The organism is Shinella sp. HZN7 (genome assembly GCF_001652565.1).
Lineage (GTDB): Bacteria > Pseudomonadota > Alphaproteobacteria > Rhizobiales > Rhizobiaceae > Shinella > Shinella granuli.
Map to the genome: position 1 here is coordinate 1,508,875 of NZ_CP015736.1, position 24,102 is coordinate 1,532,976.

At 65.4% G+C, this 24,102-nt stretch carries 23 protein-coding genes and 1 tRNA gene; 9 read left to right on the forward strand and 15 right to left on the reverse strand.

Annotated elements, in window-relative coordinates:
* The first annotated feature begins 69 nt into the window (after positions 1–69).
* Positions 70–582 carry a GNAT family N-acetyltransferase gene (locus tag shn_RS07260; RefSeq protein ID WP_064329816.1) on the forward strand — a complete coding sequence of 171 codons (513 nt, stop codon included), beginning with the start codon at positions 70–72 and terminating at the stop codon, positions 580–582.
* A 34-nt stretch (positions 583–616) separates the two neighbouring features.
* Here shn_RS07260 and shn_RS07265 read toward each other — a convergent pair whose 3' ends face one another.
* From shn_RS07265 to shn_RS07275, 3 genes are all read right to left on the reverse strand, one after another.
* The gene (locus shn_RS07265) at positions 617–874 is read right to left on the reverse strand and encodes a YjhX family toxin (protein ID WP_064329817.1); all 258 of its coding nucleotides are present in this window, start codon (positions 872–874) and stop codon (positions 617–619) included.
* A 193-nt stretch (positions 875–1,067) separates the two neighbouring features.
* Positions 1,068–1,970 carry an NAD(P)/FAD-dependent oxidoreductase gene (locus shn_RS07270; RefSeq protein WP_064329818.1) on the reverse strand — a complete coding sequence of 301 codons (903 nt, stop codon included), beginning with the start codon at positions 1,968–1,970 and terminating at the stop codon, positions 1,068–1,070.
* A gap of 86 nt (positions 1,971–2,056) precedes the next feature.
* Positions 2,057–2,500, reverse strand: coding sequence for an Rrf2 family transcriptional regulator (locus tag shn_RS07275; protein ID WP_064329819.1), 444 nt, complete (start codon positions 2,498–2,500; stop codon positions 2,057–2,059).
* A gap of 143 nt (positions 2,501–2,643) precedes the next feature.
* Between shn_RS07275 and gatB the strand changes: the two genes are divergently transcribed.
* The 4 genes from gatB (at position 2,644) to shn_RS07295 (ending at position 5,896) form a co-directional block, all read left to right on the forward strand.
* The gene (gene gatB / locus shn_RS07280; RefSeq protein WP_064332481.1) at positions 2,644–4,146 is read left to right on the forward strand and encodes an Asp-tRNA(Asn)/Glu-tRNA(Gln) amidotransferase subunit GatB; all 1,503 of its coding nucleotides are present in this window, start codon (positions 2,644–2,646) and stop codon (positions 4,144–4,146) included.
* A gap of 66 nt (positions 4,147–4,212) precedes the next feature.
* Complete coding sequence (locus shn_RS07285; protein ID WP_064332482.1) at positions 4,213–4,713, forward strand: GNAT family N-acetyltransferase; 501 nt, start codon at positions 4,213–4,215, stop codon at positions 4,711–4,713.
* 153 nt (positions 4,714–4,866) lie between these two features.
* Entirely contained in the window at positions 4,867–5,262 is a 396-nt protein-coding gene (locus shn_RS07290) for an NADH:ubiquinone oxidoreductase subunit NDUFA12 (RefSeq protein ID WP_064329820.1), read from the forward strand.
* 178 nt (positions 5,263–5,440) lie between these two features.
* Positions 5,441–5,896 (forward strand): DUF2155 domain-containing protein, encoded by a 456-nt coding sequence (locus shn_RS07295; RefSeq protein WP_064332483.1) that lies wholly within the window; start codon positions 5,441–5,443, stop codon positions 5,894–5,896.
* 229 nt (positions 5,897–6,125) lie between these two features.
* On the opposite strand, the gene aat is transcribed toward shn_RS07295, so the two are convergent.
* The 5 genes from aat to shn_RS07320 all read right to left on the reverse strand — a co-directional run bounded on the left by aat (position 6,126) and on the right by shn_RS07320 (position 9,941).
* Positions 6,126–6,740: a leucyl/phenylalanyl-tRNA--protein transferase gene (gene aat / locus shn_RS07300; RefSeq protein ID WP_064329821.1), complete on the reverse strand. Its 615-nt coding sequence runs from the start codon at positions 6,738–6,740 to the stop codon at positions 6,126–6,128.
* Positions 6,741–6,752: 12 nt separating this feature from the next.
* Positions 6,753–8,099: an acetyl-CoA carboxylase biotin carboxylase subunit gene (gene accC / locus shn_RS07305; protein ID WP_064329822.1), complete on the reverse strand. Its 1,347-nt coding sequence runs from the start codon at positions 8,097–8,099 to the stop codon at positions 6,753–6,755.
* A gap of 10 nt (positions 8,100–8,109) precedes the next feature.
* Positions 8,110–8,571, reverse strand: coding sequence for an acetyl-CoA carboxylase biotin carboxyl carrier protein (gene accB, locus shn_RS07310; RefSeq protein ID WP_064329823.1), 462 nt, complete (start codon positions 8,569–8,571; stop codon positions 8,110–8,112).
* A gap of 22 nt (positions 8,572–8,593) precedes the next feature.
* Positions 8,594–9,031 carry a type II 3-dehydroquinate dehydratase gene (gene aroQ, locus shn_RS07315; RefSeq protein WP_064329824.1) on the reverse strand — a complete coding sequence of 146 codons (438 nt, stop codon included), beginning with the start codon at positions 9,029–9,031 and terminating at the stop codon, positions 8,594–8,596.
* 151 nt (positions 9,032–9,182) lie between these two features.
* A complete protein-coding gene (locus tag shn_RS07320) occupies positions 9,183–9,941 on the reverse strand; it encodes a DsbA family protein (protein ID WP_064329825.1) in 759 nt (252 codons plus the stop codon).
* Positions 9,942–10,147: 206 nt separating this feature from the next.
* Here shn_RS07320 and shn_RS07325 point away from each other — a divergent pair, with 206 nt between their 5' ends.
* Positions 10,148–11,299 carry a pyridoxal phosphate-dependent aminotransferase gene (locus shn_RS07325; RefSeq protein ID WP_064329826.1) on the forward strand — a complete coding sequence of 384 codons (1,152 nt, stop codon included), beginning with the start codon at positions 10,148–10,150 and terminating at the stop codon, positions 11,297–11,299.
* An 82-nt stretch (positions 11,300–11,381) separates the two neighbouring features.
* On the opposite strand, the gene shn_RS07330 is transcribed toward shn_RS07325, so the two are convergent.
* Both shn_RS07330 and shn_RS07335 read right to left on the reverse strand, forming a co-directional pair.
* Entirely contained in the window at positions 11,382–12,146 is a 765-nt protein-coding gene (locus shn_RS07330) for an SDR family oxidoreductase (protein WP_064329827.1), read from the reverse strand.
* A 131-nt stretch (positions 12,147–12,277) separates the two neighbouring features.
* Complete coding sequence (locus shn_RS07335; protein ID WP_064329828.1) at positions 12,278–15,157, reverse strand: ribonuclease E/G; 2,880 nt, start codon at positions 15,155–15,157, stop codon at positions 12,278–12,280.
* A gap of 634 nt (positions 15,158–15,791) precedes the next feature.
* On the opposite strand from shn_RS07335, the gene shn_RS07340 reads away from it, so the two are divergent.
* From shn_RS07340 to prfB, 3 genes are all read left to right on the forward strand, one after another.
* Positions 15,792–17,033, forward strand: coding sequence for an N-acetylmuramoyl-L-alanine amidase (locus shn_RS07340; RefSeq protein WP_064329829.1), 1,242 nt, complete (start codon positions 15,792–15,794; stop codon positions 17,031–17,033).
* A 263-nt stretch (positions 17,034–17,296) separates the two neighbouring features.
* Positions 17,297–19,744, forward strand: coding sequence for a penicillin-binding protein 1A (locus tag shn_RS07345; RefSeq protein ID WP_064329830.1), 2,448 nt, complete (start codon positions 17,297–17,299; stop codon positions 19,742–19,744).
* Between the two features lie 101 nt (positions 19,745–19,845).
* Positions 19,846–20,977, forward strand: a protein-coding gene (gene prfB / locus shn_RS07355) for a peptide chain release factor 2 (RefSeq protein WP_133033364.1) whose coding sequence is annotated in 2 segments (ribosomal slippage) — positions 19,846–19,914 and positions 19,916–20,977 — 1,131 coding nt in all. Because the reading frame shifts where the segments join, the coding sequence is not laid out codon by codon here.
* A gap of 114 nt (positions 20,978–21,091) precedes the next feature.
* On the opposite strand, the gene shn_RS07360 is transcribed toward prfB, so the two are convergent.
* The 5 genes from shn_RS07360 to shn_RS07380 all read right to left on the reverse strand — a co-directional run bounded on the left by shn_RS07360 (position 21,092) and on the right by shn_RS07380 (position 24,015).
* Positions 21,092–21,586, reverse strand: coding sequence for a hypothetical protein (locus shn_RS07360; protein ID WP_064329833.1), 495 nt, complete (start codon positions 21,584–21,586; stop codon positions 21,092–21,094).
* A gap of 34 nt (positions 21,587–21,620) precedes the next feature.
* Positions 21,621–22,394: an NAD kinase gene (locus shn_RS07365; RefSeq protein WP_064332484.1), complete on the reverse strand. Its 774-nt coding sequence runs from the start codon at positions 22,392–22,394 to the stop codon at positions 21,621–21,623.
* Positions 22,395–22,518: 124 nt separating this feature from the next.
* Positions 22,519–22,713, reverse strand: a complete 195-nt coding sequence (locus shn_RS07370; protein WP_064329834.1) for a hypothetical protein — start codon at positions 22,711–22,713, stop codon at positions 22,519–22,521.
* Between the two features lie 224 nt (positions 22,714–22,937).
* A tRNA-Thr gene (locus shn_RS07375) sits at positions 22,938–23,013 on the reverse strand.
* Positions 23,014–23,067: 54 nt separating this feature from the next.
* Positions 23,068–24,015, reverse strand: a complete 948-nt coding sequence (locus tag shn_RS07380) for a LysR family transcriptional regulator (RefSeq protein WP_064329835.1) — start codon at positions 24,013–24,015, stop codon at positions 23,068–23,070.
* Positions 24,016–24,102 lie beyond the last annotated feature (87 nt).

Genomic DNA, 24,102 nt, shown 5'->3' on the forward strand with positions numbered 1-24,102 from the left:
GATAGCCTTTCGTTTCCCTCGCCAAGTCTCTCCGGCAGTGCTTTCATGGCACCGGAAAGGGCTGGCCGCATGATCGCCATTCGCAATGCCCGTGAGGATGACGTTCCCGCTCTCGTCGAAATCGGCGTTCGAGCCTGGGAACAGGCCGTCGTCGGCGTCGCCGACCTCCAGGTGCGGCGCGACTATGCCCGCAACGCCTTCCAGCAGTTCCTCGGCCGTCACTGGCTTCGGGTCAGCGTCGCGGAAGCCGACGGCCGGCCGGCCGGCTGGGCCTCGCGCGAGGCGCTGGACGACGAGATCAGCGACCTCTGGATCGATCCGCCGCAGCAGAACAAGGGCCTCGGCTCCGCCCTGCTCGCGGCCATGGAAGCCGAGATCGTCGCGGCGGGCTTCGAGGCGGCGCGCCTCCAGACCCATGCCCGCAACACGGCCGCCGTGGGTTTCTTCCAGAAGCATGGCTACAGCGTGAACTGGCTGTCCATCGACTATTCCGAGCGCCTCGACCGCGACGTCGAATCGGTCGGCCTGCGCCGGCAGTTCGTCGCGGACGAACCGGTCGGCTACGGGCCAGGCGCGTTCTGAGGGGAGGCGGGCATTCGCCGCGCCTCCCGCCGGTTCACTGGTTGTCCTGCTGGGAGCGTACGAGCTCCAGGCCGCGTTGCGTGATGCGATAGGGCCTGCCGCCGGAGGAGGCGATGCACCGCCGGCGTTTCAGTTTGCGAAAGAGGTCGATGTCGAGGCCGCTTGCCCGCCAGCCGTCCCGCGTGATGCAGGCGACCGTCATGATCTTCCGGTTGTCGTCTTTTTCGATATCGATCCTGCCGCCCTGGGCGAGCAGGTGGAGAATGCGCTGTTCGGCGCGCGAAATGTCCATTGTCTTGAGAATCCGTCCGGCGTTCGGATGAACGCGAAAAAACGTTCCGCCACCCGAAAGGTGGCAGGGCTCATCGTTTTTCCAGACCCTGCGCGCACGCTGTGGCGGGCAGGGTCCTCAGCAGGCCTCAGACGAATTGGACATCAAGACTCCATTTGCGGATGCCCCGAAATAGCCGGGACATCCGCAAAGGTCAATGCGCCGGCCAGATCAGGGAATGATGCAGGAAGACGGCGGTCTTCACCCCGTTGGCCGCGGCAAGCGAGATGTTCGCCGGCCCGAGCGCGATGTCTCCGGCCGCATAGAGGCCGGGCAGGGAGGTCTGGCCCATGTCGTCGGTGTGGAGGATGTTGCCGATCGGCGTCTCCTTCAGCGTCAGGCCGCGCTCGGCCGGAATGGCGCTCCGCACCTGCGCCTCCGGCATCACGAAGAGCGCCTTGACCAGGGTCGGGATGCCCGGCCCGGTCTCGACGGACAGCATGCCGTCCGGCCCGTCGGCGATGGCGGTGACACGGCCCGGCCGGAGCTTCACATTGCGCTCGGCGAGCACGGCAAGGGCCGCATCGTCCGGCTCCGGCGCCGTGTTGGTGAAGAGCGTGACATTGCCCCAGTCGGCGACCACCGCCGCGAAGCGCGCCGCCTCGGCGGTGCGCGCCAGGACGCCGACCGGCCCGCCGCCGACCTCGTAGCCATGGCAATAGGGGCAATGCAGCACCGTCTTGCCCCACCGTTCGGCAAGGCCGGGGATCGCCGGCAACTGGTCCTCGAAGCCGGTGGCAAGCAGCACGCGGCGCGCCTCGATCCTTCCGCCGTCGCCGGTGACGACGGAGAAGGCGTCCTTTTCCCCCTCCAGCCGCTCGGCCGGCACGTCGCGGAAGCTGACGGTCCCGTAGACGGCAAGCTGCCGGCGGGCATCGGCGAGGATGTCGCGGCCCGGCCGGCCGTCCTGGGCAAGGAAGCCGTGCGAACGGGCGGCGAAGCGGTTGCGCGGCTCGCCGGTGTCGAGAACGGTGATGCGGCGGCGGGCGCGGGCGAGCTGCAGGGCGGCGGAAAGGCCGGCAAAGCCCCCGCCGATGATGATGGCATCTTCGGTCATGGTTCATCCTTTCTGTGGAACATGCGGCATCGCGCGCCCGAGGGGTCTCGGTCGTTCGATGCAGGGTATCGGCAGGGCGTTCCCGCTTAGCCGGTATCGGCCCGGCAGCGTTTCGCCGCCACCCGGAAATCGGCGGCGAGGTCGGCGAGTGTCGTGCCGGCGAAGCGCGCCATCAGGATCGCCTCGGCATCCTTCAGCGCCTCGCCGATCACCCGGTTGACGGATTGCTCGACAACGCAGCCCGGCATCTCCGTCGCCGGGCCGATCTGGAAGACGATCGGCTCGCCGAGCGCGTTGTAGATGTCGAGCAGCGAGATGTCGGCGAGCGGCCGGGCAAAATGCCAGCCGCCGCCATGGCCGCGGCCGGACTGCACGATGCCGGCCTCGCGAAGGCCGGCCATGGTGCGCCGGACGACGACGGCGTTGGTGTCGAGGCAGAGCGCAAGGTCGTCCGAGGTCATCGGCGCCTCGCGCTCGGCCATGTGCATGAGGGCGTGAAGTACGGCGGAAAGGCGGCTGTTTCTTTTCATGTAACAATAATAGTTACGAATCGCCTTGCCTGTCAACCGGCGGCCATGGGGAAGAGGGGTCGGATATGCGGCAAAGCCTTGCACCGGCCGGCCATATGTTCTACCGAGGCAGGCAAATCCGAGGCTTTCGCAAAGAGCATCCCATGACCATCGTCGACGTCCGCACCCCTGATCCGAAACGCTTGATCCCCGGCGCCACCGGCGACTGGGAGGTCATCATCGGCATGGAGGTGCACGCCCAGGTCCTCTCCAATTCCAAGCTGTTCTCCGGCGCCTCCACCGAATTCGGCAAGGCGCCGAACGCCAACGTCTCGCTCGTCGATGCAGCCATGCCGGGCATGCTGCCGGTCATCAACGAGGAATGCGTCAAGCAGGCCGTGCGTACCGGCCTCGGCCTGAAGGCGCAGATCAACCACCGCTCGATCTTCGACCGCAAGAACTACTTCTATCCGGACCTGCCGCAGGGCTACCAGATCTCCCAGTTCAAGGACCCGATCGTCGGCGAAGGCAAGATCACGATCTCGCTCGGGCCTGACCGCCAGGGCAACTTTGAAGACATCGAGATCGGCATCGAGCGCCTGCACCTGGAGCAGGACGCCGGCAAGTCGATGCACGACCAGCATCCGACCATGTCCTATGTCGACCTCAACCGTTCGGGCGTCGCGTTGATGGAGATCGTCTCCAAGCCGGACATGCGCTCGTCGGACGAGGCGAAGGCCTATATGACGAAGCTGCGCTCCATCGTGCGCTATCTCGGCACCTGCGACGGCAACATGGACGAAGGCTCCATGCGCGCCGACGTCAACGTCTCCGTGCGCCGTCCGGGCGAAGCCTTCGGCACGCGCTGCGAGATCAAGAACGTCAACTCCATCCGCTTCATCGGCCAGGCGATCGAATACGAAGCCCGCCGCCAGATCGGCATCCTGGAGGACGGCGGCACCATCGACCAGGAAACCCGCCTCTTCGATCCCGGCAAGGGCGAGACGCGCTCCATGCGCTCGAAGGAAGACGCGCACGACTATCGCTATTTCCCCGATCCGGACCTCCTGCCGCTGGAATTCGACAACGAGTTCGTCGGCAAGCTGCTCGCCGGCCTGCCGGAACTGCCCGACGACAAGAAGATCCGCTTCGTCAAGGATTTGGGCCTGTCCGTCTACGACGCCTCGGTGCTCGTCTCGGAAAAGGCGATCGCCGACTACTACGAGGCCGTGGCCGCCGGCCGTGACGGCAAGATCGCCGCCAACTGGGTCATCAACGACCTGCTGGGCGCCTTGAACAAAGACGGCAAGGCCATTGAAGAGACTCCGGTTTCACCCGGACAGCTTGGGCAGATCATCGATCTCATCAAGGACGGCACGATTTCCGGCAAGATCGCCAAGGACCTCTTCGAGATCGTCTGGAACGAGGGCGGCAACCCGGCGGAGATCGTCGAGGCGCGCGGCCTGAAGCAGGTGACGGATACCGGCGCCATCGAGAAGGCCGTCGACGAGATTATCGCCGCCAATCCGGACCAGGTCGAGAAGGTGAAGGCCAAGCCCACGCTTGCCGGCTGGTTCGTCGGCCAGGTGATGAAGGCGACGGGCGGCAAGGCCAACCCGCAGGCGGTGCAGGCCCTCGTCAAGGCCAAGCTCGGCATCGAGGACTGAAGCAGTTCCAGGAACGGTGTGAAGCGGTTTTCCGTCCGGAATCGCTTCGAAACAAAGGAATTTTCCATGTTCTTCGTCCGCACGGCCTCCGAGCGCGATCTGGCGAAGGTCAGCGCGCTCCTGGCCGAGACGTGGCACGCCACCTATGACGCGCTTTATGGCGCCGACAAGGTGAGCGAGATCACCGCGCGCTGGCATGCCGTGCCCGCGCTGAAGGCCCGGCTGGAGCGCAAGGACAGCGAGTTCGTCGTCGCCGACAACGGCAGGGAGCTTGCCGGCATGGGGTATGCGGCCATGGCGAAGGACCGGCCGAAGGTGGCGTTCCTGCATCAGCTCTACGTGCTGCCGCGCTACCAGCGCCAGGGCATCGGCCGCGACATGTTCGCCGAGCTCGAGACCTGCTTCCCGGATGCCAGCACCATGCTCCTGGAGGTCGATCCGCGCAACGAGGCGGCGGTTGCCTTCTACCAGGCGCACGGCTTTGCCAAGGTGGGCGAGGCGCAGCATACGGCGGACGCCGTCTCCGGCGTGCCGCTTGATGTCTACGAGAAGCCGCTCGGCGGCTGACCCGCGGCGAAAAGCCGGGGGCGAAGGGGCGGGAATCGCTGGACATTCCGGTGGTCTCGCGCCATAAGCGAAAGAAAGATCGCCCGCTTTCCGCGGGCGGCCCAACAGTCTCGGGCCGCGCTTCCGGCACGGCCCTGCCAAGGACGCCAGCCCATGAACCTTCTCAAGCAGATTTTCACCTGGTGGAACGGTCAGACGATCGGCACCCGCTTCCATACCTGGCGCTTCGGCACCCGGGTCGGCCAGGACGAATTCGGCAATGTCTATTACCAGGGCGGCAAGGATTCCGAAGGCCGCACGCGCCGCTGGGTGATCTACAACGGTTATGCCGAAGCCTCCGCCATTCCTGCGGGCTGGCATGGCTGGATGCACCACCGCACCGACGTTTCCCCGGCCGACGAGACGTACCAGGCCCGCGAGTGGGAAAAGCCGCACCGCCAGAACCCGACCGGCACCGCCCAGGCCTACCGCCCGCCGGGTTCGCTTGCCGCCGCCGGCGAGCGCCCGCGCGTGACGGGCGACTACGACGCCTGGACTCCGGGCAACTGATACCGATTTGGCCACATTTCGCCGCTAGAGCAATTCCAGCAAAAGTGCGTAGCGATTTTGCGTCGGGAATTGCGTTAAAACAATGAGTTAGAGCATTTCCGCTTTTCGGGGAAAAGCGGAAATGCTTCAGCTCCAGGCGACCGGCGAACGCCGGGGCGGTTCGCAGGAGATGGCATTCATGACATCAGGGTTTTTCTCGGCAAACGCCCGATGGCGGTTCCTTGTCGCCGCGCTTGCCGTGGCCGCCGCGGGCGCCGGGCTGATGCCCGTGGCCGCCGAGGCCGCCCGCATCGAGAACCCGGTCGCCGTTTTCTCCGGCATCGACAAGATCACCGGCCGCATCACCAATTTCGACGTCTATATCGGCGAGACCGTGCAGTTCGGCGCGCTCCAGGTGACCCCGAAGGTCTGCTACAGCCGGGACGACACCGAGGCGCAGAAGGTGACCTCCTTCGTCGAGGTCGACGAGATCACGCTCGACCGCAAGATCCGCCGCATCTTCACCGGCTGGATGTTCGCTGACAGCCCCGGCCTCAACGCCGTCGAGCACGCCGTCTATGACGTCTGGCTGACCGAGTGCAAGGCAAAGTCCGACGTGCCGCCGCCGGAAGATTCCCAGGCGAAGACCCAGTAAGGCGCTTTCCACGAATGTTGCGTCTGCGGCTGTGGATCCTCGGGTCAAGCCCGAGGATGACGGAGGGGAGGCGTTGGCTTCCTCCCATCGAACGGTTCGGCATGCAGCACCGGAACGATGCGGCATCGCGCGGTGCGGCATACCGGGTGGCTGCTTTGTCGCTGACTTCCCTTCTTGCGTCATCCTCGGGCTTGACTCGAGGACCCACGACCCACGGCACGCCTTTTCGTCAAAACGGCAGATGCGGCGAGGCCAAGGCGTTTGCCAGCATGTCCTCATACTCGATTTTCGGCACATCGATCGCGCCGAACGTCTTCAGGTGCTCGGTTGTGAACTGCGTGTCGAGCAACCGGAAGCCGCGCGCCTTCAGCCGCTCGACGAGATACACGAGACAGATCTTCGACGCATCCGTGCGCCGCGAAAACATGCTCTCGCCGAAGAAGGCGGCACCGAGCGAGACGCCGTAGAGGCCGCCGACGAGGTTTTCCCCCTCCCAGGCTTCGACCGAATGGGCGTGGCCCATGCGGTGCAGCGTGCCGTAGAGCGACCTGATCTTGGCGTTGATCCAGGTCGACGGCCGATCGGGCGCGGCCGCCGCGCAAGACGCGAGCACGGCGTCGAAGGCGGTGTCGAAGCGGATGTCGAAGGGCTTCTTGCGGATCGTCTTGGCGAGGCTGCGCGAGACGTGGAACTCATCGAGCAGGATGACGCCCCGCATGTCCGGCTCGACCCAGAACAGCTCCGGGTCGTCGGCCGAATCGGCCATCGGGAAGAGCCCGATGGAATAGGCGCGCAGAAGCAGGTCCGGGGTGATTTCCGGGTGCCGGCTGCGTCGCCCTGCCATGACCGACGCCCCTCAGGCGTCGGTCTTGCTGGCCAGATAATTCTCCAGCCAGTGGATGTCGTAGTCGCCGTTGGCGATGTCCTGGTTGCCGATCAGGTCCTGGAAGAGCGGCAGCGTCGTCTTGATGCCGTCGATGACGAATTCGTCCAGCACGCGGCGCAGGCGCATCATGCATTCGACGCGGGTGCGGCCGTGCACGATGAGCTTGCCGATCAGGCTGTCGTAGTAGGGCGGGATTTTATAGCCCTGATAGGCGCCCGAATCGACGCGCACGCCAAGGCCGCCCGGCGCATGGAAATGCGTGATCGTGCCCGGCGAGGGAACGAAGGTGCGCGGATCCTCCGCATTGATGCGGCACTCGATGGCATGGCCGGAAAAGACGATGTCTTCCTGGCTGACCGACAGGCCGGCGCCGGAGGCGACGCGGATCTGCTCGTGCACGAGGTCGATGCCGGTGATCGCCTCGGTGATCGGGTGCTCCACCTGCAGGCGGGTGTTCATCTCGATGAAGTAGAACTCGCCGTTCTCGTAGAGGAACTCGATCGTGCCGGCGCCGCGATATTTCAGCTTCTTCATGGCATCGGCGCAGACCTGGCCGATCTTCATGCGCTGTTCCACATTGAGGGCGGGGGAGTTGGCCTCTTCCCAGACCTTCTGGTGGCGGCGCTGCAGCGAGCAGTCGCGCTCGCCGAGATGCACGGCATTGCCCATGCCGTCGCCGACGACCTGGATTTCGATATGGCGCGGCTTGCCGAGATACTTTTCCATGTAGACGGCGTCGTTGCCGAAGGCGGCGAGCGCCTCGGAGCGGGCCGTGGAGACGGCTTCTTCAAGGTCCGCCTCGGACTTGGCGACCTTCATGCCGCGCCCGCCGCCGCCGGCGGTGGCCTTGATGAGCACGGGAAAGCCGATCTTGCGGGCGACTTCCAGGGCGTTCTCCGGCTTCACCTCGCCGTCGGAGCCCGGAACGACGGGGATGCCGAGTTCCTGCGCCGTCTGCTTGGCGGTGATCTTGTCGCCCATGATGCGGATGTGCTCCGCCGTCGGGCCGATGAAGGTGATGCCGTGCGCGTCGAGGATTTCCGCGAACTTGGCGTTTTCCGAGAGGAAGCCGTAGCCCGGATGCACGGCGTCGGCGCCGGTGATCTCGCAGGCCGCGACGATCTGGTGGATGTTCAGATAGCTCTCGCGCGACGGGGGCGGGCCGATGCACACGCTCTCGTCGGCGAGGCGCACATGCATGGCGTCGGCATCTGCCGTCGAATGCACGGCGACCGTGGCGATGCCGAGCTCCTTGCAGGCCCGAAGGACCCGAAGGGCGATTTCGCCGCGGTTGGCAATGAGGACTTTGGAGATCATGGGGGCCGCCTTATTCGATGACGATCAGCGGTTCGCCGTATTCGACGGGGCTTGCATCGGAGACGAGGATTTCGGTGACCTTGCCGGAGCGCGGCGCCGGAATCTGGTTCATCGTCTTCATGGCTTCGATGATGAGGATGGTCTGGCCTTCCTTGACGCTCGCGCCGACCTCGATGAAGGGGCGGGCGCCCGGGGCGGGCGAGAGATAGGCCGTGCCGACCATCGGCGCCGTGACGGCGTTCTTGTTGCTGCGCGCATCGGCGACCGGAGCGGCGGCGACGGCAGCCGGTGCGGCGAAGGCCGGAGCGGGCGCGGCGATCGGCGCCTGGACGAATTGCGGCGTGCCGGCGCGCGAGACGCGGATGCGCAGGTCGTCCTGCTCCACTTCGATCTCGGTGAGGTCCGTCTCGTTGAGGATGTTGGCGAGATCGCGGATGAGCGCCTGATCGATGCCGTGTTTCTTGTCAGCCATGGAAATGAGCCTCTTGTTTTTCTTATTTCGTGATGGACGAAAGCGCGTGGAGCGCAAGGATGTAGCTGTGCGCGCCGAAACCGCAGATGACGCCCTTGACGGCGGGTGCGATCATCGACGTGTGGCGGAATTCTTCGCGGGCATGCACATTGGAAAGATGCAGTTCGACCACCGGGATCTTGATGGCGCGGATGGCGTCGTGCAGGGCGATCGATGTGTGGGTATAGGCACCGGCGTTGATGGCGATGCCGGCGGCGGTGTCGCCGCCTTCGTGGATCCAGTCGACCAGGTCGCCTTCATGGTTGGACTGGCGGAACTCGACGGCAAAGCCCAGCCTCTCGCCCTCCGCCTTGCAGAGCGCCTCGATGTCCGCAAGCGTATGCCCGCCATAGATGCCGGGTTCGCGTTTGCCGAGGGCGTTCAGGTTGGGACCGTTGAGCACGAACAGGGTGGAAGCCATTCACAATTCCGCATGCTGGAAAGACAAGTACCTATAGACCGGCGGTTTCCACAGGGAAAGCCCCAAGGGCAGGGGCTTTGCCGGTCAAAGGAGGCGATGTCCACAAGCAGCAACGGCTGAACACGGCCAGCATGGCAGGAAGATGGCGGTTTCAGCAGGTCGCCTTGCCGCAGGCCCTCACATTGGCGATCTTTTCGCGAAGATCGTCCGCGCCCACCGCGCCGAACACCATCTCCTGGCCGAGCACGTAGGAGGGCGTGCCGGTGATGCCGAGTTCGTTGGCCAGCGAATAGGCCTCGCGCACTGCGCCGTCATGCGGCTTGTCGGCCATGGTCTTGCGGACATCCGCCTCGGCAAGGCCCATCGTTGCGGCAAGCGCGATGGCGCTTTCCTCCGTCGCGCGACCCTCGTTGCCAAGCAGCGCGCGGTGGAATTCGCCGTATTTTTCCGGCGCGAGGTCACGCACGGCGGCGCTCACCTTGTGGGCGGCGAGCGAATCGGGGCCGAGGATCGGCAGTTCCTTCAGCACGAAGCGGACGTTGCTGTCCTCTTTCAGGATCTCGTCCATGTCGGAGAGCGCGCGCTTGCAGTAGCCGCAATTGTAGTCGAAGAACTCGACGATGGTAACGTCGCCCTCCGGGTTGCCGAGCGCGATGTCGTAGGGCGAGGAGAAGATCGCCTTCTCGTTGTCGGTGATGGCGGACTGGGCCTTCGCCTGCTGCTGCGCTTCCTGCTTCTTCTGCAGGGCTTCCTGCACGTCCAGCAGAATCTCCGGGTTCTCGACGAGGTATTCCTTGATGAACTCGCCGATTTCCTTCTTCTGCGCATCGTCGAGGGCAAGGGCGGGCAGGGGGGCTGCGACCGAGAGGGTAAGGGCTACGGTGGCCGCGAGCTTCGTCTTGAATGTCATGTCTTTCCTGTCCTCGTCGTGATGCGCCGGAGAAGTGCCATTGGCGGCCCTGCACGTCAATGCGGACCGCGGCGCCTTCAACGACCTTATGGCCGGGCAGGCGCAAACGATAGGGTAAAAACGGCGGATTTTCGGCTCTCGCGGGATTGTGAAGGCGGGCATCTTGCGGCAGGAAGACGCGACCCGAAGAACCGGAAGGCAGTCCCATGAAACTCTCCCGCCGCGGCGCCGTCGAACCCTTTCACGCCATGGATGTGCTGGCCGAGGCGACGAAGCGCCGTGCCGCCGGCCGGCCGGTGATCTCCATGGCCGTCGGCCAGCCCGTGCATCCCGCGCCGGAGGCGGCGCGAGAGGCGGCCCGCCGCGCGCTCGACGTCGGCCGCATCGGCTATACGGATGCGCTCGGCCTGCTTTCGCTGCGCCGCGCCATCTCCGATTTTTACCGGCGCCATCACGGCGTTTCCGTCGATCCGGGCCGAATCGCCATCACGACGGGCTCGTCGGCCGGCTTCAACCTCGCCTTCCTGGCGCTGTTCGATGCCGGCGACCGCGTCGCCATCGCGCGGCCCGGCTACCCCGCCTATCGCAACATCCTCGCCGCGCTCGGCATCGAGACGGTGGAGATCGAGGTGAACGCGGAGAACGGCTTCACGCTGACGCCGGCAGCGCTGGAAGCGGCCGTCGCCGCCCATGGCCGCATCGACGGCGTGCTGCTCGCCAGCCCCGCCAATCCGACCGGCACGGTAACCGGCCGCGCCAACCTTTCCGCGCTCTCCGCCTATTGCCGGGAAAACGGCATCGCCTTCATCTCGGACGAGATCTATCACGGCCTCACCTTCGTCGGCGAAGAGGCGACGGCGCTGGAATTCGGCGAGGAGGCGGTCATCATCAACTCCTTCTCGAAATACTATTGCATGACGGGCTGGCGCATCGGCTGGATGGTGCTGCCGGAAGCGCTGGTGCGCCCGGTCGAGCGTATCGCGCAGAGCCTCTACATCTCCGCGCCGGAGCTTTCGCAGATCGCGGCGGAGGCCGCGCTGGGGGCGGAGGCGGAACTCAACGTCTATCGCGACGCCTACCGGGAGAACCGCGACTTCCTGGTGAAGCGCCTGCCGGAAATCGGCTTTGCCGTCGCCTCGCCGATGGACGGTGCCTTCTACGCCTATGTGGATGTCAGCCGCTTCACCAATGACAGCATGGCCTTCGCCCGCCGCATGCTGGCGGAGACCGACGTCGCGGCGACGCCCGGCGCCGATTTCGATCCGCAGGACGGGCATCATACGATGCGCTTCTCCTATGCCGGATCCTTCGAGGAGATGAGCGAGGCGGTCGACCGCCTCGCGCGCTGGCTCGCCTGAAGCGGGAAAAGTGATGCCGTTTCAGGCGCTTGTGGCGCGAAACGGAATCACTCCCGCAAGGCCCTGATTCTCCCTGTGAGCCTCAGATCCGGTTGATCGACACGCCGCCGTCGACGAGCATCGCCGTGCCGGTCGTGAAGCTGGAGGCATCCGAGCAGAGGAAGAGCGCCGCCTGGGCGATCTCCTCCGGCGCGGCGATGCGCTTGAAGGCATTGAGGCCGGCGATGAAATCGCGGGCCTCCGGCGTGTTCGCCACCTCCCGCCCCATCGGCGTGTCCGTCGCGCCCGGCAGCAGCGCATTCACGCGGATGCCCTTGCGCCCGTATTCCGAGGCCAGCACCTGCACGAGGCCGACAAGGCCGGATTTCGAGGCGGCATAGGCGGCAAGCCCCGGAAAACCCGCCGTGTAGCCGACGAAGGTCGAGGTGAAGACAAGGCTGCCGCCACCCCGCGCCTCCAGAGCCGGTAGCTGGTACTTGGCGGCAAGGAAGCCGCTGGTCAGGTTGACGGCGACGACGTTCTGCCATTCGGCAAGCGAAAGGCCGGTGAGAGGACCGACCGGGCCTGTCGTGCCCGCATTGTTGAAGGCGATGTCGAGGCCGCCGAATTCGACCTGTGCCGCGTCGACCAGCGCCTTGTGGTGCGCCTCCTCGCTCACGTCGCCCGGCACCGCAATGGCGGCGCCACCTGCCGCGCAGATGTCGCTGGCGAGCTCTTCGAGCTGCCCGCGCCTGCGGGCGGACAGCACGAGCCTTGCGCCCTGCCGGGCAAAGAGAAGCGCGGCGGCGCGGCCGATACCGGAACTGGCGCCGGCGATGATGGCGATCTTGTTGTCGAGGCGGGGCATGGAATTCTCCCTTGCTGGTTTCCTGCGGCCCGGATGTCGCAGAAGGGAGCGGCGGGAACCACCCGATTCCCGCAGACGAAAAAAGACCCGGACGATGCCGGGTCTTTTGATTTTCTGGATGCAGGCGGTTCTTAGAAGAAGCCGCGGCGCTGCCACCAGCCGCCCTTCTTGGGCTTTTCCGCTTCCTCGGCCGGCGCCGCTTCCTTCGCCGTCGAGGATTTCACCACCGGCTCGGAGGCGATCTTGGAGAGATCACGGTTGGCGCGCACGGGCTTGGCCGGCTCCTGGAGATCGGCGGCGGCCACTTCGACTTCCGGCTCGGCCGGCGTCACCTCTTCGACGGGGGCCGCGGCGACCGGTTGGGCCTCGATCTCGCTGCGGGCAGCCTCGTCGGTGGCGACCTCTCCGGCGGCCTTGGCACGGCTGCGGCGGGCACGCTTCGGCTTGGCCGGCGGCTCTTCGGCAACGGCCTCGACCGGGGCTTCCTCCGCGGCGACGGTCACTTCAGCGACCTCCACCTCGACGGCCACGCCCTCTTCGGCTTCATCTGCCTCGCCACCGGCGTCCTCGGCCTCTTCCGCGCCGGCTTCGACCGAACCGTCCTCGAGACGGTTGCGGCGGCCGCCACGCTTGCCGCGGCGGCGTCGCTTACGGCGCTCGGACGTGTCGTCGGCCTGTGCCTGGGATGCTTCCACACCCTCTTCGCCATCGGCATCGTCGTCGTCGAGCACATCTTCATCGCCGGCCTGCTCGCCGCCGAAGGAGGCGGTGTCGGTGCCTTCGCCATTCTCGCGGCCACGGCCACGGCGGCGGCGGCGGCGCTTGCGCTTGTTGCGGCCGTTCTCGTCGGAGGAGGACGACGCCGAGGCGGACTGCGCAGCCGCAGCGGGACGCGCTTCTTCCTCTTCCTCGTCGATCTCGTCTTCGATCTCGATGTCGTCGTCTTCGGGCTCGGGCTCGAAATGCAGGATCTGCTCGATCTTGACCGGGTTCTCGACGGCCTCGCCGCGGTCGATCGCGAAATGCTGCGCGCCGACATGGGCATCCGCCTCGATGATGATGGCGACGCCGAAGCGGCCCTCATAGTCGATGATCGTGCCGCGCTTGTGGTTGAGCAGGTAGAGCGCGATGTCGGGCGTGGTGCGCACGGTGATGTTGTGCGTCGTGTTCTTGAGCAGATATTCCTCGATGCCGCGCAGGACATGCAGCGCGACCGACGACTGCGAGCGCACATGGCCCGTGCCGTTGCAGTGCGGGCAGGTCTGCATGGTGGATTCGAGGACCGAGGCGCGGATGCGCTGGCGCGACATTTCCAGAAGGCCGAAATGCGAGATGCGGCCGACCTGGATGCGCGCGCGGTCGTTCTTGAGATGGTCCTTCAGGCGCTTCTCGACGGCGCGGTTGTTGCGCTTCTCCTCCATGTCGATGAAGTCGATGACGACGAGGCCGGCAAGGTCGCGCAGGCGAAGCTGGCGCGCCACTTCCTCGGCGGCTTCCAGGTTCGTCTGGAGCGCGGTCTCCTCGATGGAGTGCTCGCGCGTCGAGCGACCGGAGTTGACGTCGATCGAGACGAGCGCCTCGGTCTGGTTGATGATGATGTAGCCGCCGGATTTCAGCGTCACCTGCGGCTGCAGCATGCGGTCGAGTTGGGCCTCGATGCCCGAGCGCGAGAAGATCGGATGCACGTCGCGATAGGGCTGCACGACCTTCGCATGGCTCGGCATCAGCATCTTCATGAAGCTTTTCGCTTCGCGATAGCCTTCCTCGCCGGCGACGATGATCTCGCTGATGTCCTTGTTGTAGAGGTCGCGGATCGAGCGCTTGATGAGCGAGCCTTCCTCATAGACGAGGCAGGGGGCCGTGGAGGCGAGCGTCAGCGTGCGGACGTTCTCCCACAGGCGCATCAGGTACTCGAAGTCGCGCTTGACCTCGACGCGGGTGCGGTTCGCGCCGGCGGTGCGCAGGATGACGCCCATGCCCTGCGGAACCTCGAGGTCGCGGGCGATCTCCTTCAGGCGCTTGCGGTCCTGCAGGTTGGTGATCTTGCGGGAAATGCCGCCGCCGCGTGCCGTGTTCGGCATCAGGACGGAGTAGCGCCCGGCGAGCGACAGGTACGTGGTCAGCGCCGCGCCCTTGTTGCCGCGCTCTTCCTTGGCGACCTGCACGAGCAGGATCTGGCGGCGCTTGATGACTTCCTGGATGCGGTACTGCTTGCGCGGCTTGCGCTGCACGCGGTCCGGAACCTCTTCCATCGCGTCTTCGGCGCCGACGGATTCGATGACTTCCTTCTCCTCGCCGTGATGATCGTCGTCATCGTCGTCGTCATCGCGGCGACGGCGGCCGCGCGAGCGCTCGGCGGGCTCGGAGATCTCGTCGGTGTCGACAGCCATGGCCATCGCGCCGCCGGGTGTCTCGTCGTCGCCGCTTTCGGCGGGGGCGGCGGCCTCTTCGGCAGCCGGCGCGTCCTCGGCCTTCGCCTTGGCCTTGCGCGGGCGGCGCGGTTTCTTCGGCTTTTCGGCCGGGGCCTCTTCCGCAGGGGCGGCAGCGGCTTCGGCAACCTCGGGCTCGGCGGCGGTCTCGACAACCTCGACCTCTGCCTCTGCGGCCGCGGCGACCGGCGCCTCTTCGGCAGCCGCCGGGGCTTCGGCAACCTCCGCCGTTTCCGTATCCTCGGAAAGATCGGTGGCCGTCTCGACCGGTTCGATATCGTCGTCGCGACGATGTTCCTCGGCCTCGGCCCTCAGCAGGGCCTGACGGTCGGCAAGCGGGATCTGGTAGTAGTCCGGATGGATTTCGGCGAAGGCCAGGAAGCCGTGGCGGTTGCCGCCGTAGTCGACGAAGGCCGCCTGGAGCGACGGTTCGACGCGTGTGACCTTGGCAAGGTAGATGTTGCCGCGGATCTGTTTCTTGTGTTCGGATTCGAAGTCGAATTCTTCTATGCGGTTTCCGCGTACGACAACGACGCGCGTCTCTTCAGCGTGAGACGCATCGATAAGCATTTTCTCTGCCATGTAGATTGAGCTCCTCGGCGCAGCCGCAATCCTGGCGGCGAACCGTTCCCATCTAGGGAAGTGCCGGGGGAGGAGAGGGATGCGCCGGATATGTAAGTTCTCGTCGGGCCCCGGTGCGGGGTTGGCGGACGGAGGGCGGCCGGTACGCGAACGCCCCGGTGCCTGTTACCCTCTGATAAAATCCGCTGTGACAACATCAACGTCCAACGAGAATGCCTGTGCCATAGACCTGATCGGTCCGATGAAATTGCCCTTGGGTAAGGGCGTTTGGTGGAAATCCACCTTGACTGTTCCGGCCACCGCCGGTTTACGCGATCTTATCGGCCGGGAAAAAGCGGTGCGACGGCGGATGAAGGCCCGGTTCGGCGCCAAGCCCCGAAGGAGTGGCTGCCTGCTCTAAGCGATTCTATCCCGTCTATTCTTTTTCCCTGATTTTGCTTTTATGGCGGATATGTCACAATGGCAAGGGAAAAGCCAAAAGCGTCATAATCTTGATGGAATTGCCCCTATGGCTGCTGAGGCGCTGCGGCATTTCCCCTTGGCAAGCTTCGGTTAACCATATGGGGGCATCTATGGGTCTCGTCCTGTGCCGCATCGCGCGGTTTCCACGCGTTTGAACGGACTGCCAGTGGTGATGCTACGCCTTCTGACCGAAACCCTTGCCCGCGTCGCGGCCGGCGCGATCGTCGCCGCACTCAGCCTGTCGCTCGTCACGCCCGCCCTTGCCGTTTCGGCCTCGGCCGCGCCGCTGCTCGCCTTTTCCGCGCGCATTGCCGGTGACGATGCCCGCACCCGCCTCATCATCGATTTCGACCGCAAGCCGGACTTCAAGGTCCACTACGTTGCCAATCCCTACCGCGTGCTGATCGACCTGCCGGAAACCGATTTCGGCGTGAAGGCGGAAGAGCTGGAGGCGCGCGGCATCTTCTCCGACATCCGCTACGGCACGATGGCCGCCGGCCGCTCGCGCATCGTCCTGACCGCATCGCGCCCGGTCGGCGTCGTGCTGGCCGAGGTGCAGGAAGAAGAGGGGGCGGCGAGCTACCGGCTGGTCGTCGACACGGCGATCGTCACCGACCAGGCCTTCCAGGGGCTGATGGAGAAGCAGAGCTGGCAGGAAGCGGCCGTATCGCCAGGAGCCGAACAGGCGTCCGTCATGCTGCCCGGCAGCCGGGCGGACGGCCCCTTCGTCATCGCGGTCGACGCCGGCCATGGCGGCATCGACAACGGCGCGCGCGGCGCCGTCACCAAGACGGAGGAAAAGCACGTCACGCTCGCCTTCGCCCGCCAGCTTACCGAGGCGCTGAACGCGCTGCCCGGCACGCGCGCCATCCTCACCCGCGACAAGGACGAGTTCCTCTCGCTCTCGCAGCGTGTGCAGCTTGCCCGCAACGAGGGGGCGAACCTGCTCATCTCCATCCACGCCGACACGCTGAAGCAGAAGGACATCCGCGGCGCGACGGTCTACACCATTTCCGACAAGGCCTCCGACAGCCTCGCGGCCAGCCTTGCCGAGCGGGAAAACCTGTCCGACCAGATCGCCGGCATCTCCTTCGTCGACGAGCCGGCCGAAGTGGCCGATATCCTGCTCGACCTGACGCGCCGCGAGACGCAGGCCTTCTCGATCAACCTCGCCCAGAGTGTCGTCAGCAATTTCAAGGACCAGGTGCTGCTGATCAACAATCCGCATCGCCATGCGGGCTTCCGCGTGCTGACCGCGCCGGACGTGCCTTCGATCCTGCTCGAACTCGGCTTCATGTCGAACAAGGACGACGAGCAGTTGCTGATCGATCCGGCCTGGCAGAAGAAGGTCGCGGGTCTCGTCGCCAGGGCCGTGGAACAGTACCGCGCGACGGTCGTCGCCAACGGTGGCTGAGGTTTTTCGGCGCGCAGGGGCGGAACGTGCTAGGTTTGCCTGTGCCGGAAAAGTGACAGCGGCCGCCATTGTGCGGTGGCGAAGCCCGGATGCATGCTGTAAGCCCTATTTTCCTCACATTCCGCTCGCTAGACGGGAACGAGAAAATGGGGTGACTCGTCCTCGACGGGAGCGCGCAACGGCCGGATGAGCCGGGGGCGTACAAGGCCGGGCAGCAGGTCTGCCCGATGACATTATAAGCATAAGGCATCGGTAACTGGCTCATGATCAGACTGATTGGATATTTCTTCGGGATTGGCGCCGTCTTCTTCCTCGCCGTGGCGGGCGCGGTCGCGCTCTATCTCGGAAGTGTCACCAAGGATCTTCCCGATTATGAGGTCTTGAACAGCTATGCCCCGCCGGTGACGACGCGCGTGCATGCCGGCAACGGCGCGCTGATGGCCGAATATGCCAGGGAACGCCGCCTCTACCTGCCGATCCAGGCGATCCCGGACCGCGTCAAGGCCGCCTTCCTCTCCGCCGAGGACAAGAATTTCTACCAGCATCCCGGCGTCGACGTGACCGGCCTCTTCCGCGCCATCGTGGTCAACGTGCAGAACATGGGGTCCGGCCGCCGTCCGGTCGGCGCATCGACGATCACCCAGCAGGTCGCCAAGAACTTCCTGCTTTCCTCCGACCAGACCATCGACCGCAAGGTCAAGGAAGCGATCCTCTCCTTCCGCATCGAGCAGGCCTATTCCAAGGACCGCATCCTCGAACTCTATCTCAACGAGATTTTCTTCGGGCTGAATTCCTACGGCATCGCCGGCGCGGCGCTCACCTATTTCGACAAGTCCGTCACCGAGCTGACGATCGCCGAGACCGCCTATCTCGCCGCCCTGCCGAAGGGCCCGTCGAACTACCATCCCTTCCGCCGCACCGAGGCCGCCATCGAGCGCCGCAACTGGGTCATCGACCGCATGGTCGAGAACGGCTACGTCACCCAGAGCGACGGCGCGGATGCCAAGGCACAGCCGCTCGGCGTGACGCCGCGTCATCGCGGCTCCTATCTCTTCGCCTCGGAGTTCTTCTCCGAAGAGGTCCGCCGCCAGATCATCGAGCGCTATGGCGACAACGCGCTCTACGAGGGCGGTCTTTCGGTGCGCACCTCGCTCGATCCGCGCATCCAGGTTGCCGCCCGCAAGGCGCTGCAGAAGGGCCTGCTCAGCTATGACGAGCGCCGCGGCTTCCATGGCCCGATCAAGACGATCGAGATCGGCGGCGACTGGGGCGTGGAACTCGCCAAGGTCGACTCGCTGTCCGACGTGCCGGAGTGGAAGCTCGCCGTCGTTCTCGCCGTCGATGACGGCGGCGCCGATATCGGCCTCCAGCCGAGCAAGGAAGCCTCCGGCAAGGTCGTCGAGGAGCGCGTGACCGGCCGCATCGAGGCCAAGGCCATGACCTGGGCCTACCGTTCGGCCAAGGGCGACCGCAAGACGGCGAAATCGCCGGCCGGTGTCTTCACCGTCGGCGACGTCGTCTATGTCGAGCCGCTGGAAGACGGCACGTACCGCCTGCGCCAGCCGCCGAAGGTGCAGGGCGGCCTCGTCGCCATGGACCCGCATACCGGGCGCGTGCTCGCCATGGTCGGCGGCTTCTCCTATGCGCAGTCGGAATTCAACCGCGCCTCGCAGGCGATGCGCCAGCCGGGCTCCTCCTTCAAGCCCTTCGTCTACGCCGCCGCGCTCGACAACGGCTATACGCCGGCTTCCGTCATCATGGACGCGCCGATCGAGATCGTCGCCGGCGGCCAGGTCTGGCGCCCGCAGAACTATGGCGGCGGGGCTGCCGGCCCCTCGACGCTGCGCCTCGGCATCGAGCGCTCGCGCAACCTGATGACCGTGCGCCTTGCCAATGACATGGGCATGAACCTCGTCGCCGAATATGCCGAGCGCTTCGGCATCTACGACAAGATGTATCCGGTGCTTTCCATGTCGCTCGGTTCCGGCGAGACGACCGTGCTGCGCATGGTCTCGGCCTATTCGGTGCTCGCCAATGGCGGCAAGCAGATCAAGCCCTCGCTGATCGACCGCATCCAGGACCGCTACGGCAAGACGATCTTCCGCCACGAGGAGCGCACCTGCGAGAACTGCAACGCCAATGACTGGGAAAACCAGGAAGAGCCGGTGCTGGTCGACAACCGCGAGCAGGTGCTCGATCCGATGACCGCCTACCAGATCACCTCGATGATGGAGGGCGTCGTCACGCGTGGCACGGCCGCCGGCAAGATCAAGCTCGACCGCCCGACCGCCGGCAAGACCGGCACGACCAACGACGAGAAGGACGCCTGGTTCGTCGGCTACACGCCGGATCTCGTCGCCGGCCTCTATATCGGCTTCGACAGCCCGGCCCCGCTCGGCCGCGGCGCGACGGGCGGCTCGCTCTCTGCGCCGATCTTCAACGAATTCATGCAGGCCGCCCTCGAAGGCACGCGCCCGACGAAGTTCATCGTGCCGGAAGGCATGCAGTTCATCGCCGTCAACCGCAAGACCGGCATGCAGGCCTCCGAGGGCCAGCCCGACACGATCATGGAAGCCTTCAAGCCCGGCACGGGCCCGGCCTCCGTCTTCTCGGTCATCGGCGGTGAGGACTATGCCAGCCCCGAGGAGATCCTGAGGAGCTCGCCGCAGGCCAACCAGGCGGTGACGGGCGGCAGCGGCGGCCTGTTCTGATCAAGCGATGATCCGGTTCGAGGGCGGGCGCGGGGCTTTACATCCGCGCCCGCCCTCTCTATTTCACGGCCACCGAAATAGCATTGAAGAAGAAGGCGGATATGCGCGCGGAAATCGAGAACATCGTCGACGAAATCAAGCAGGCCATAAGCCTGCTGAGGAGGCATCTTTGACTGGGATCAGGCGCTGAGACGACTGGACTGGTTGAACAACAAGGCAGAGGATCCGACCCTCTGGAACGACGCCCAGGAAGCCCAGAAGCTGATGCGCGAGCGCCAGCAACTGGACGAGGGCATCAATGGCGTCAAGGCCATCGAGCAGCAGCTCAAGGACAATATCGAGCTCATCGAGCTCGGTGAGGAAGAGGGCGACGCTGACATCGTCAAGGAAGCCGAGAACGCCCTGAAGGTGCTCAAGGTCGAGGCCGCGCGCAAGCAGGTCGAGGCCATGCTGTCCGGCGAGGCGGATGCCAACGACACCTATCTCGAAGTGCATTCCGGCGCCGGCGGCACGGAAAGCCAGGACTGGGCGAACATGCTTCTGCGCATGTACACCCGCTGGGCGGAGCGCTCGGGCTACAAGGTGGAGCTGCTGGAAGTCCATGACGGCGAAGAGGCCGGCATCAAGTCCGCGACGATGCTCGTCAAGGGCCACAATGCCTATGGCTGGCTGAAGACCGAATCGGGCGTGCACCGTCTCGTGCGCATCTCGCCCTATGACAGCAATGCGCGCCGCCACACCTCGTTCTCGTCGATCTGGGTCTACCCGGTCGTCGACGAGTCGATCAACATCGAGGTCAACGAAAGCGACTGCCGCATCGACACCTACCGCTCCTCCGGCGCCGGCGGCCAGCACGTCAACACGACCGATTCGGCCGTGCGCATCACGCATATCCCGACCGGCATCGTGGTCGCCTGCCAGCAGGAGCGCTCGCAGCACAAGAACCGCGCCAAGGCCTGGGACATGCTGCGTGCGCGCCTCTACGAAGCGGAACTGAAGAAGCGCGAGGAAGCCGCCAACGCCGAAGCCGCCTCCAAGACGGATATCGGCTGGGGCCACCAGATCCGCTCCTACGTCCTCCAGCCCTACCAGTTGGTCAAGGACCTCAGGACCGGCGTCGAAAGCACCGCTCCCTCGGATGTGCTCGACGGCGAGCTCAACGAGTTCATGGAAGCCGCACTCGCCCACCGCGTCAACGGCGGGGCGGACGCGGTCGTGGACGACCTGAACTGAAATCTTCAATAAACGACATCGTGACGGGCGCTTCGGCGCCCGTTTTTCGTTCGATGATCCTGCAACCCCTCCGTCGCCCGAGGATGACCGAGGAAAGGTTGCAGGCGCCCGGTCTCAGTTCGTCGCCCGCTCGATCTTGATCTCGCCGAGGTCGTCGATCAGCACCGTCCAGCCCTCGGGCTCTGCGGCCTTGGGGTCCGTCTTCAGATAGACCGTTGCGAAAAGCCCCGGCTGCGTGGTGATGCCGGACGAATTCTCCGGCCGGATGTCCGTCACATAGGGTTTCATCGCCGAAAATTCCTCCAGCACCGTGGAGGAGGCGATCTTCGGGCCTTCGGCGGTCGCCTCGATCTGCTGGAGGTGGACCTGCGCCGTGCCATCCGGCTGGCGCGCCGCGACCAGCTTGTAATAGCCGCGGCGCAGGGCGGCGGGCTCCTGCGTCTCGGCCGCGGTCTCCGCGTCTTCCTCGTCCGTCTCCACCGGCTCCTCCCAGAAGCCGGTGGAGACGACGAAGGTGATGGTTTCCGCGACCGGCGATTCCTGCGCGAAGGCGGGCGGTCCGGCAAGGAAAAGCAGGGTGAGGGCGGTGGCAAGTGCGTGCCGCGTCATGGCGAAACTCCTGTCCCTGGTCTGGATAACCGTGTCAGTAGTCGAACTGTTCGGCAAGAATCCGGTCGGACCAGGAATGATCGGGATCGGAAAGGATATGCGCCGAAAGTCCGGCCGATTCGGCAATGCGCACCGACGTCACCGATTTGACCTCGGTATTGTCGGCCACCGCATTGACCGGCCGCTTCTCCGCCTCCAGCACCTCGATTTCCACCGTCACCTTGTTGGGCAGCAGCGCGCCGCGCCAGCGCCGCGGCCGGAAGGCGCTGACGGGCGTCAGCGCCAGCAGCGGCGCTTCCAGCGGCAGGATCGGCCCATGGGCGGAAAGGTTGTAGGCGGTCGAGCCCGCGGGCGTCGCCAGCAGCAGCCCGTCGCAGATCAGTTCCTCCAGCCGCACCCGCCCGTCGACGCTGACGCGCAGCTTTGCCGCCTGGTAGGACTGGCGGAAGAGATAGACCTCGTTGATGGCGAGCGCCCGGCGCTCCTGGCCGCTCGCGTCGCCGGTGATCATCTCCAGCGGGCGGAAGGCGTTCTCCACCGCACCTTCGATGCGGTCGGGCAGATCCTTCGGGTCGTAGCGGTTCATCAGGAAGCCGATGGAGCCGCGGTTCATGCCGTAGACGGGCTTGCCGGAATTCATCGTCGTGTGCAGCGTCTGCAGCATGAAGCCGTCGCCGCCGAGCGCGACGATGACATCGGCCTCTTCCGGATCGGCGTTGCCGTAGATCGAGATCAGTTCGGTGCGCGCTTCCTGCGCTTCGGCCGCCTGCGAGGCGACGAAGGAGAGGGAGTTGAAGTTACGCGCCATGCCGTCGATCCGCATCCTCTGAGCAAGCCTGCGGCGCGTCCTGCACCCGAGGCCCGTCTTTGTCGCATGCCTTTACGGCATGCGCATCTGAAAAATATGACAGCACGTCGTGAGGCGACAGCGCTCAGGTCCCGGCCGGCCCGGCCCGCTCCTCCAGCTTTTTCAGCACGGCCTGCCCGTTGGCGGCTGCCTCCATCGGCGTGCCGAACGGCCCCTTCACGGGATAGGTGACACCGCGGAAGGTCAGCGAATAGAAATATTTCCCGTCGATCCGCTTCTCGACCACCACCTTCGAAACCGGTCCCTTGTCGTCCGCCACCTTCGTTCCTCCGCCATGGGTTTCGCGCGATAGCCGGTGTCGGCCGATGCTGCGAAACGGAAATGCAGGCCCCCGAGGCGCCCGTCGATCAAACGCCTATAGGCCAGTCGGCAATGGACGGCAATGTGGAAGGAGGTGGTGTCGCGAAAACAAAACGGTGCGTCGAAGCGGAGCGCAGGCGAACCGGCGCGATGGCTTGGCGGGCGGCGTCGCGCAAACAAAAATGGTGCCCCCACCAGGACTCGAACCCGGGACCCCCTGATTACAAATCAGGTGCTCTACCAACTGAGCTATAAGGGCACTCAGCGAGGGAGTTAGCATATTCTCCGCCGCTGTAAAGGGAAAAGGGCGGGTTCAGATCGACCAGTTGCTGTCCAGCGCGGTTATCGGGACGATTTCCTGGCAGCGCTCCATGGAGCGGGGCAGGTTTTCCGCGAGGTGGTCGATGAGGGCGCGCACGGCCGGCAGCATGCCGTGGCGTGAGGTGAAGACGGCGTGCACGGTTGATTCCGCGCTCGACCATTCCGGCAGCACCGGCATCAGGAAGCCGCTGCGGAAGCCGCGTTCCACGATCATGTCCGGCAAGAGGGCAAGGCCGATGCCCTCGATCGTGGCCCGTTCCAGCACGCTGAAATCCGAGCACAAGAGCACCGGGGAGTGGGCGACGTCGTAGACGTCGCCGTTCTTGTGGAAGAGCGTCCAGATCGCCCTGGGGCTGTTTTCCTGCATGGAGAGCGTGGGAACGCGGCCGATCGTTTCGAGGTCGATCGGGCCATGCTGCTCCAGAAAGCGCGGGCTTGCCGCGAGGTAGCGCCGCGTGCCGGCAAAGCGGCGCACGATCAGCGACTGGTCCGTGTCGTACCCGTCGCGCACGCGCAGCGCGATGTCTATGCGCTCCTCGATGAGATCGACCGCGCGGCCGGTGGTGAGGATGGAGAGGCGCACCCCGGGATAGCGCTTCATGAAGCTCGGCAGCACGTCGGCCACCATGGGCGCAAAGCCGGGCGGCATCGACAGGCGCACCGTGCCGGCCGGTTCCGCCTTGGCGACCGCGATCACGGCCTCCGCCGCCTCCACGCCGGAAAGCACCGCCTCGCAGCGCTCGTAGAAGGACTGGCCGATATCGGTGATGGCAAGCTTGCGGGTGGAGCGCTCGATGAGGCGCACGCCGAGCTGCTCCTCAAGAGCGGCGATGCGCTTGCTGATCTTGGACTTCGGCACGGACAGCGCATTCGCCGCTGCTGTAAAGCCCTTGTGGCGCACCACGGCGGCGTAGAGCGCGAGATCGTTCAGGTCCTGCATGGCTATCTCCGGGCGGTTTTGCGAATTATTGTTTCCCGGGTGAAACAGTCAATTGGATTTTTGCTGTCTAATCGCGCGATTGTTTTC

Bases quoted from the DNA above. Each gene is read 5' to 3' on its own strand.
- shn_RS07260 (WP_064329816.1), top strand. From the start codon at position 70: ATGATCGCCATTCGCAATGCCCGTGAGGATGACGTTCCCGCTCTCGTC.
- shn_RS07265 (WP_064329817.1), bottom strand. From the start codon at position 874: ATGGACATTTCGCGCGCCGAACAGCGCATTCTCCACCTGCTCGCCCAG.
- shn_RS07270 (WP_064329818.1), bottom strand. From the start codon at position 1,970: ATGACCGAAGATGCCATCATCATCGGCGGGGGCTTTGCCGGCCTTTCC.
- shn_RS07275 (WP_064329819.1), bottom strand. From the start codon at position 2,500: ATGAAAAGAAACAGCCGCCTTTCCGCCGTACTTCACGCCCTCATGCAC.
- gatB (WP_064332481.1), top strand. From the start codon at position 2,644: ATGACCATCGTCGACGTCCGCACCCCTGATCCGAAACGCTTGATCCCC.
- shn_RS07285 (WP_064332482.1), top strand. From the start codon at position 4,213: ATGTTCTTCGTCCGCACGGCCTCCGAGCGCGATCTGGCGAAGGTCAGC.
- shn_RS07290 (WP_064329820.1), top strand. From the start codon at position 4,867: ATGAACCTTCTCAAGCAGATTTTCACCTGGTGGAACGGTCAGACGATC.
- shn_RS07295 (WP_064332483.1), top strand. From the start codon at position 5,441: ATGACATCAGGGTTTTTCTCGGCAAACGCCCGATGGCGGTTCCTTGTC.
- aat (WP_064329821.1), bottom strand. From the start codon at position 6,740: ATGGCAGGGCGACGCAGCCGGCACCCGGAAATCACCCCGGACCTGCTT.
- accC (WP_064329822.1), bottom strand. From the start codon at position 8,099: ATGATCTCCAAAGTCCTCATTGCCAACCGCGGCGAAATCGCCCTTCGG.
- accB (WP_064329823.1), bottom strand. From the start codon at position 8,571: ATGGCTGACAAGAAACACGGCATCGATCAGGCGCTCATCCGCGATCTC.
- aroQ (WP_064329824.1), bottom strand. From the start codon at position 9,031: ATGGCTTCCACCCTGTTCGTGCTCAACGGTCCCAACCTGAACGCCCTC.
- shn_RS07320 (WP_064329825.1), bottom strand. From the start codon at position 9,941: ATGACATTCAAGACGAAGCTCGCGGCCACCGTAGCCCTTACCCTCTCG.
- shn_RS07325 (WP_064329826.1), top strand. From the start codon at position 10,148: ATGAAACTCTCCCGCCGCGGCGCCGTCGAACCCTTTCACGCCATGGAT.
- shn_RS07330 (WP_064329827.1), bottom strand. From the start codon at position 12,146: ATGCCCCGCCTCGACAACAAGATCGCCATCATCGCCGGCGCCAGTTCC.
- shn_RS07335 (WP_064329828.1), bottom strand. From the start codon at position 15,157: ATGGCAGAGAAAATGCTTATCGATGCGTCTCACGCTGAAGAGACGCGC.
- shn_RS07340 (WP_064329829.1), top strand. From the start codon at position 15,792: ATGCTACGCCTTCTGACCGAAACCCTTGCCCGCGTCGCGGCCGGCGCG.
- shn_RS07345 (WP_064329830.1), top strand. From the start codon at position 17,297: ATGATCAGACTGATTGGATATTTCTTCGGGATTGGCGCCGTCTTCTTC.
- shn_RS07360 (WP_064329833.1), bottom strand. From the start codon at position 21,586: ATGACGCGGCACGCACTTGCCACCGCCCTCACCCTGCTTTTCCTTGCC.
- shn_RS07365 (WP_064332484.1), bottom strand. From the start codon at position 22,394: ATGGCGCGTAACTTCAACTCCCTCTCCTTCGTCGCCTCGCAGGCGGCC.
- shn_RS07380 (WP_064329835.1), bottom strand. From the start codon at position 24,015: ATGCAGGACCTGAACGATCTCGCGCTCTACGCCGCCGTGGTGCGCCAC.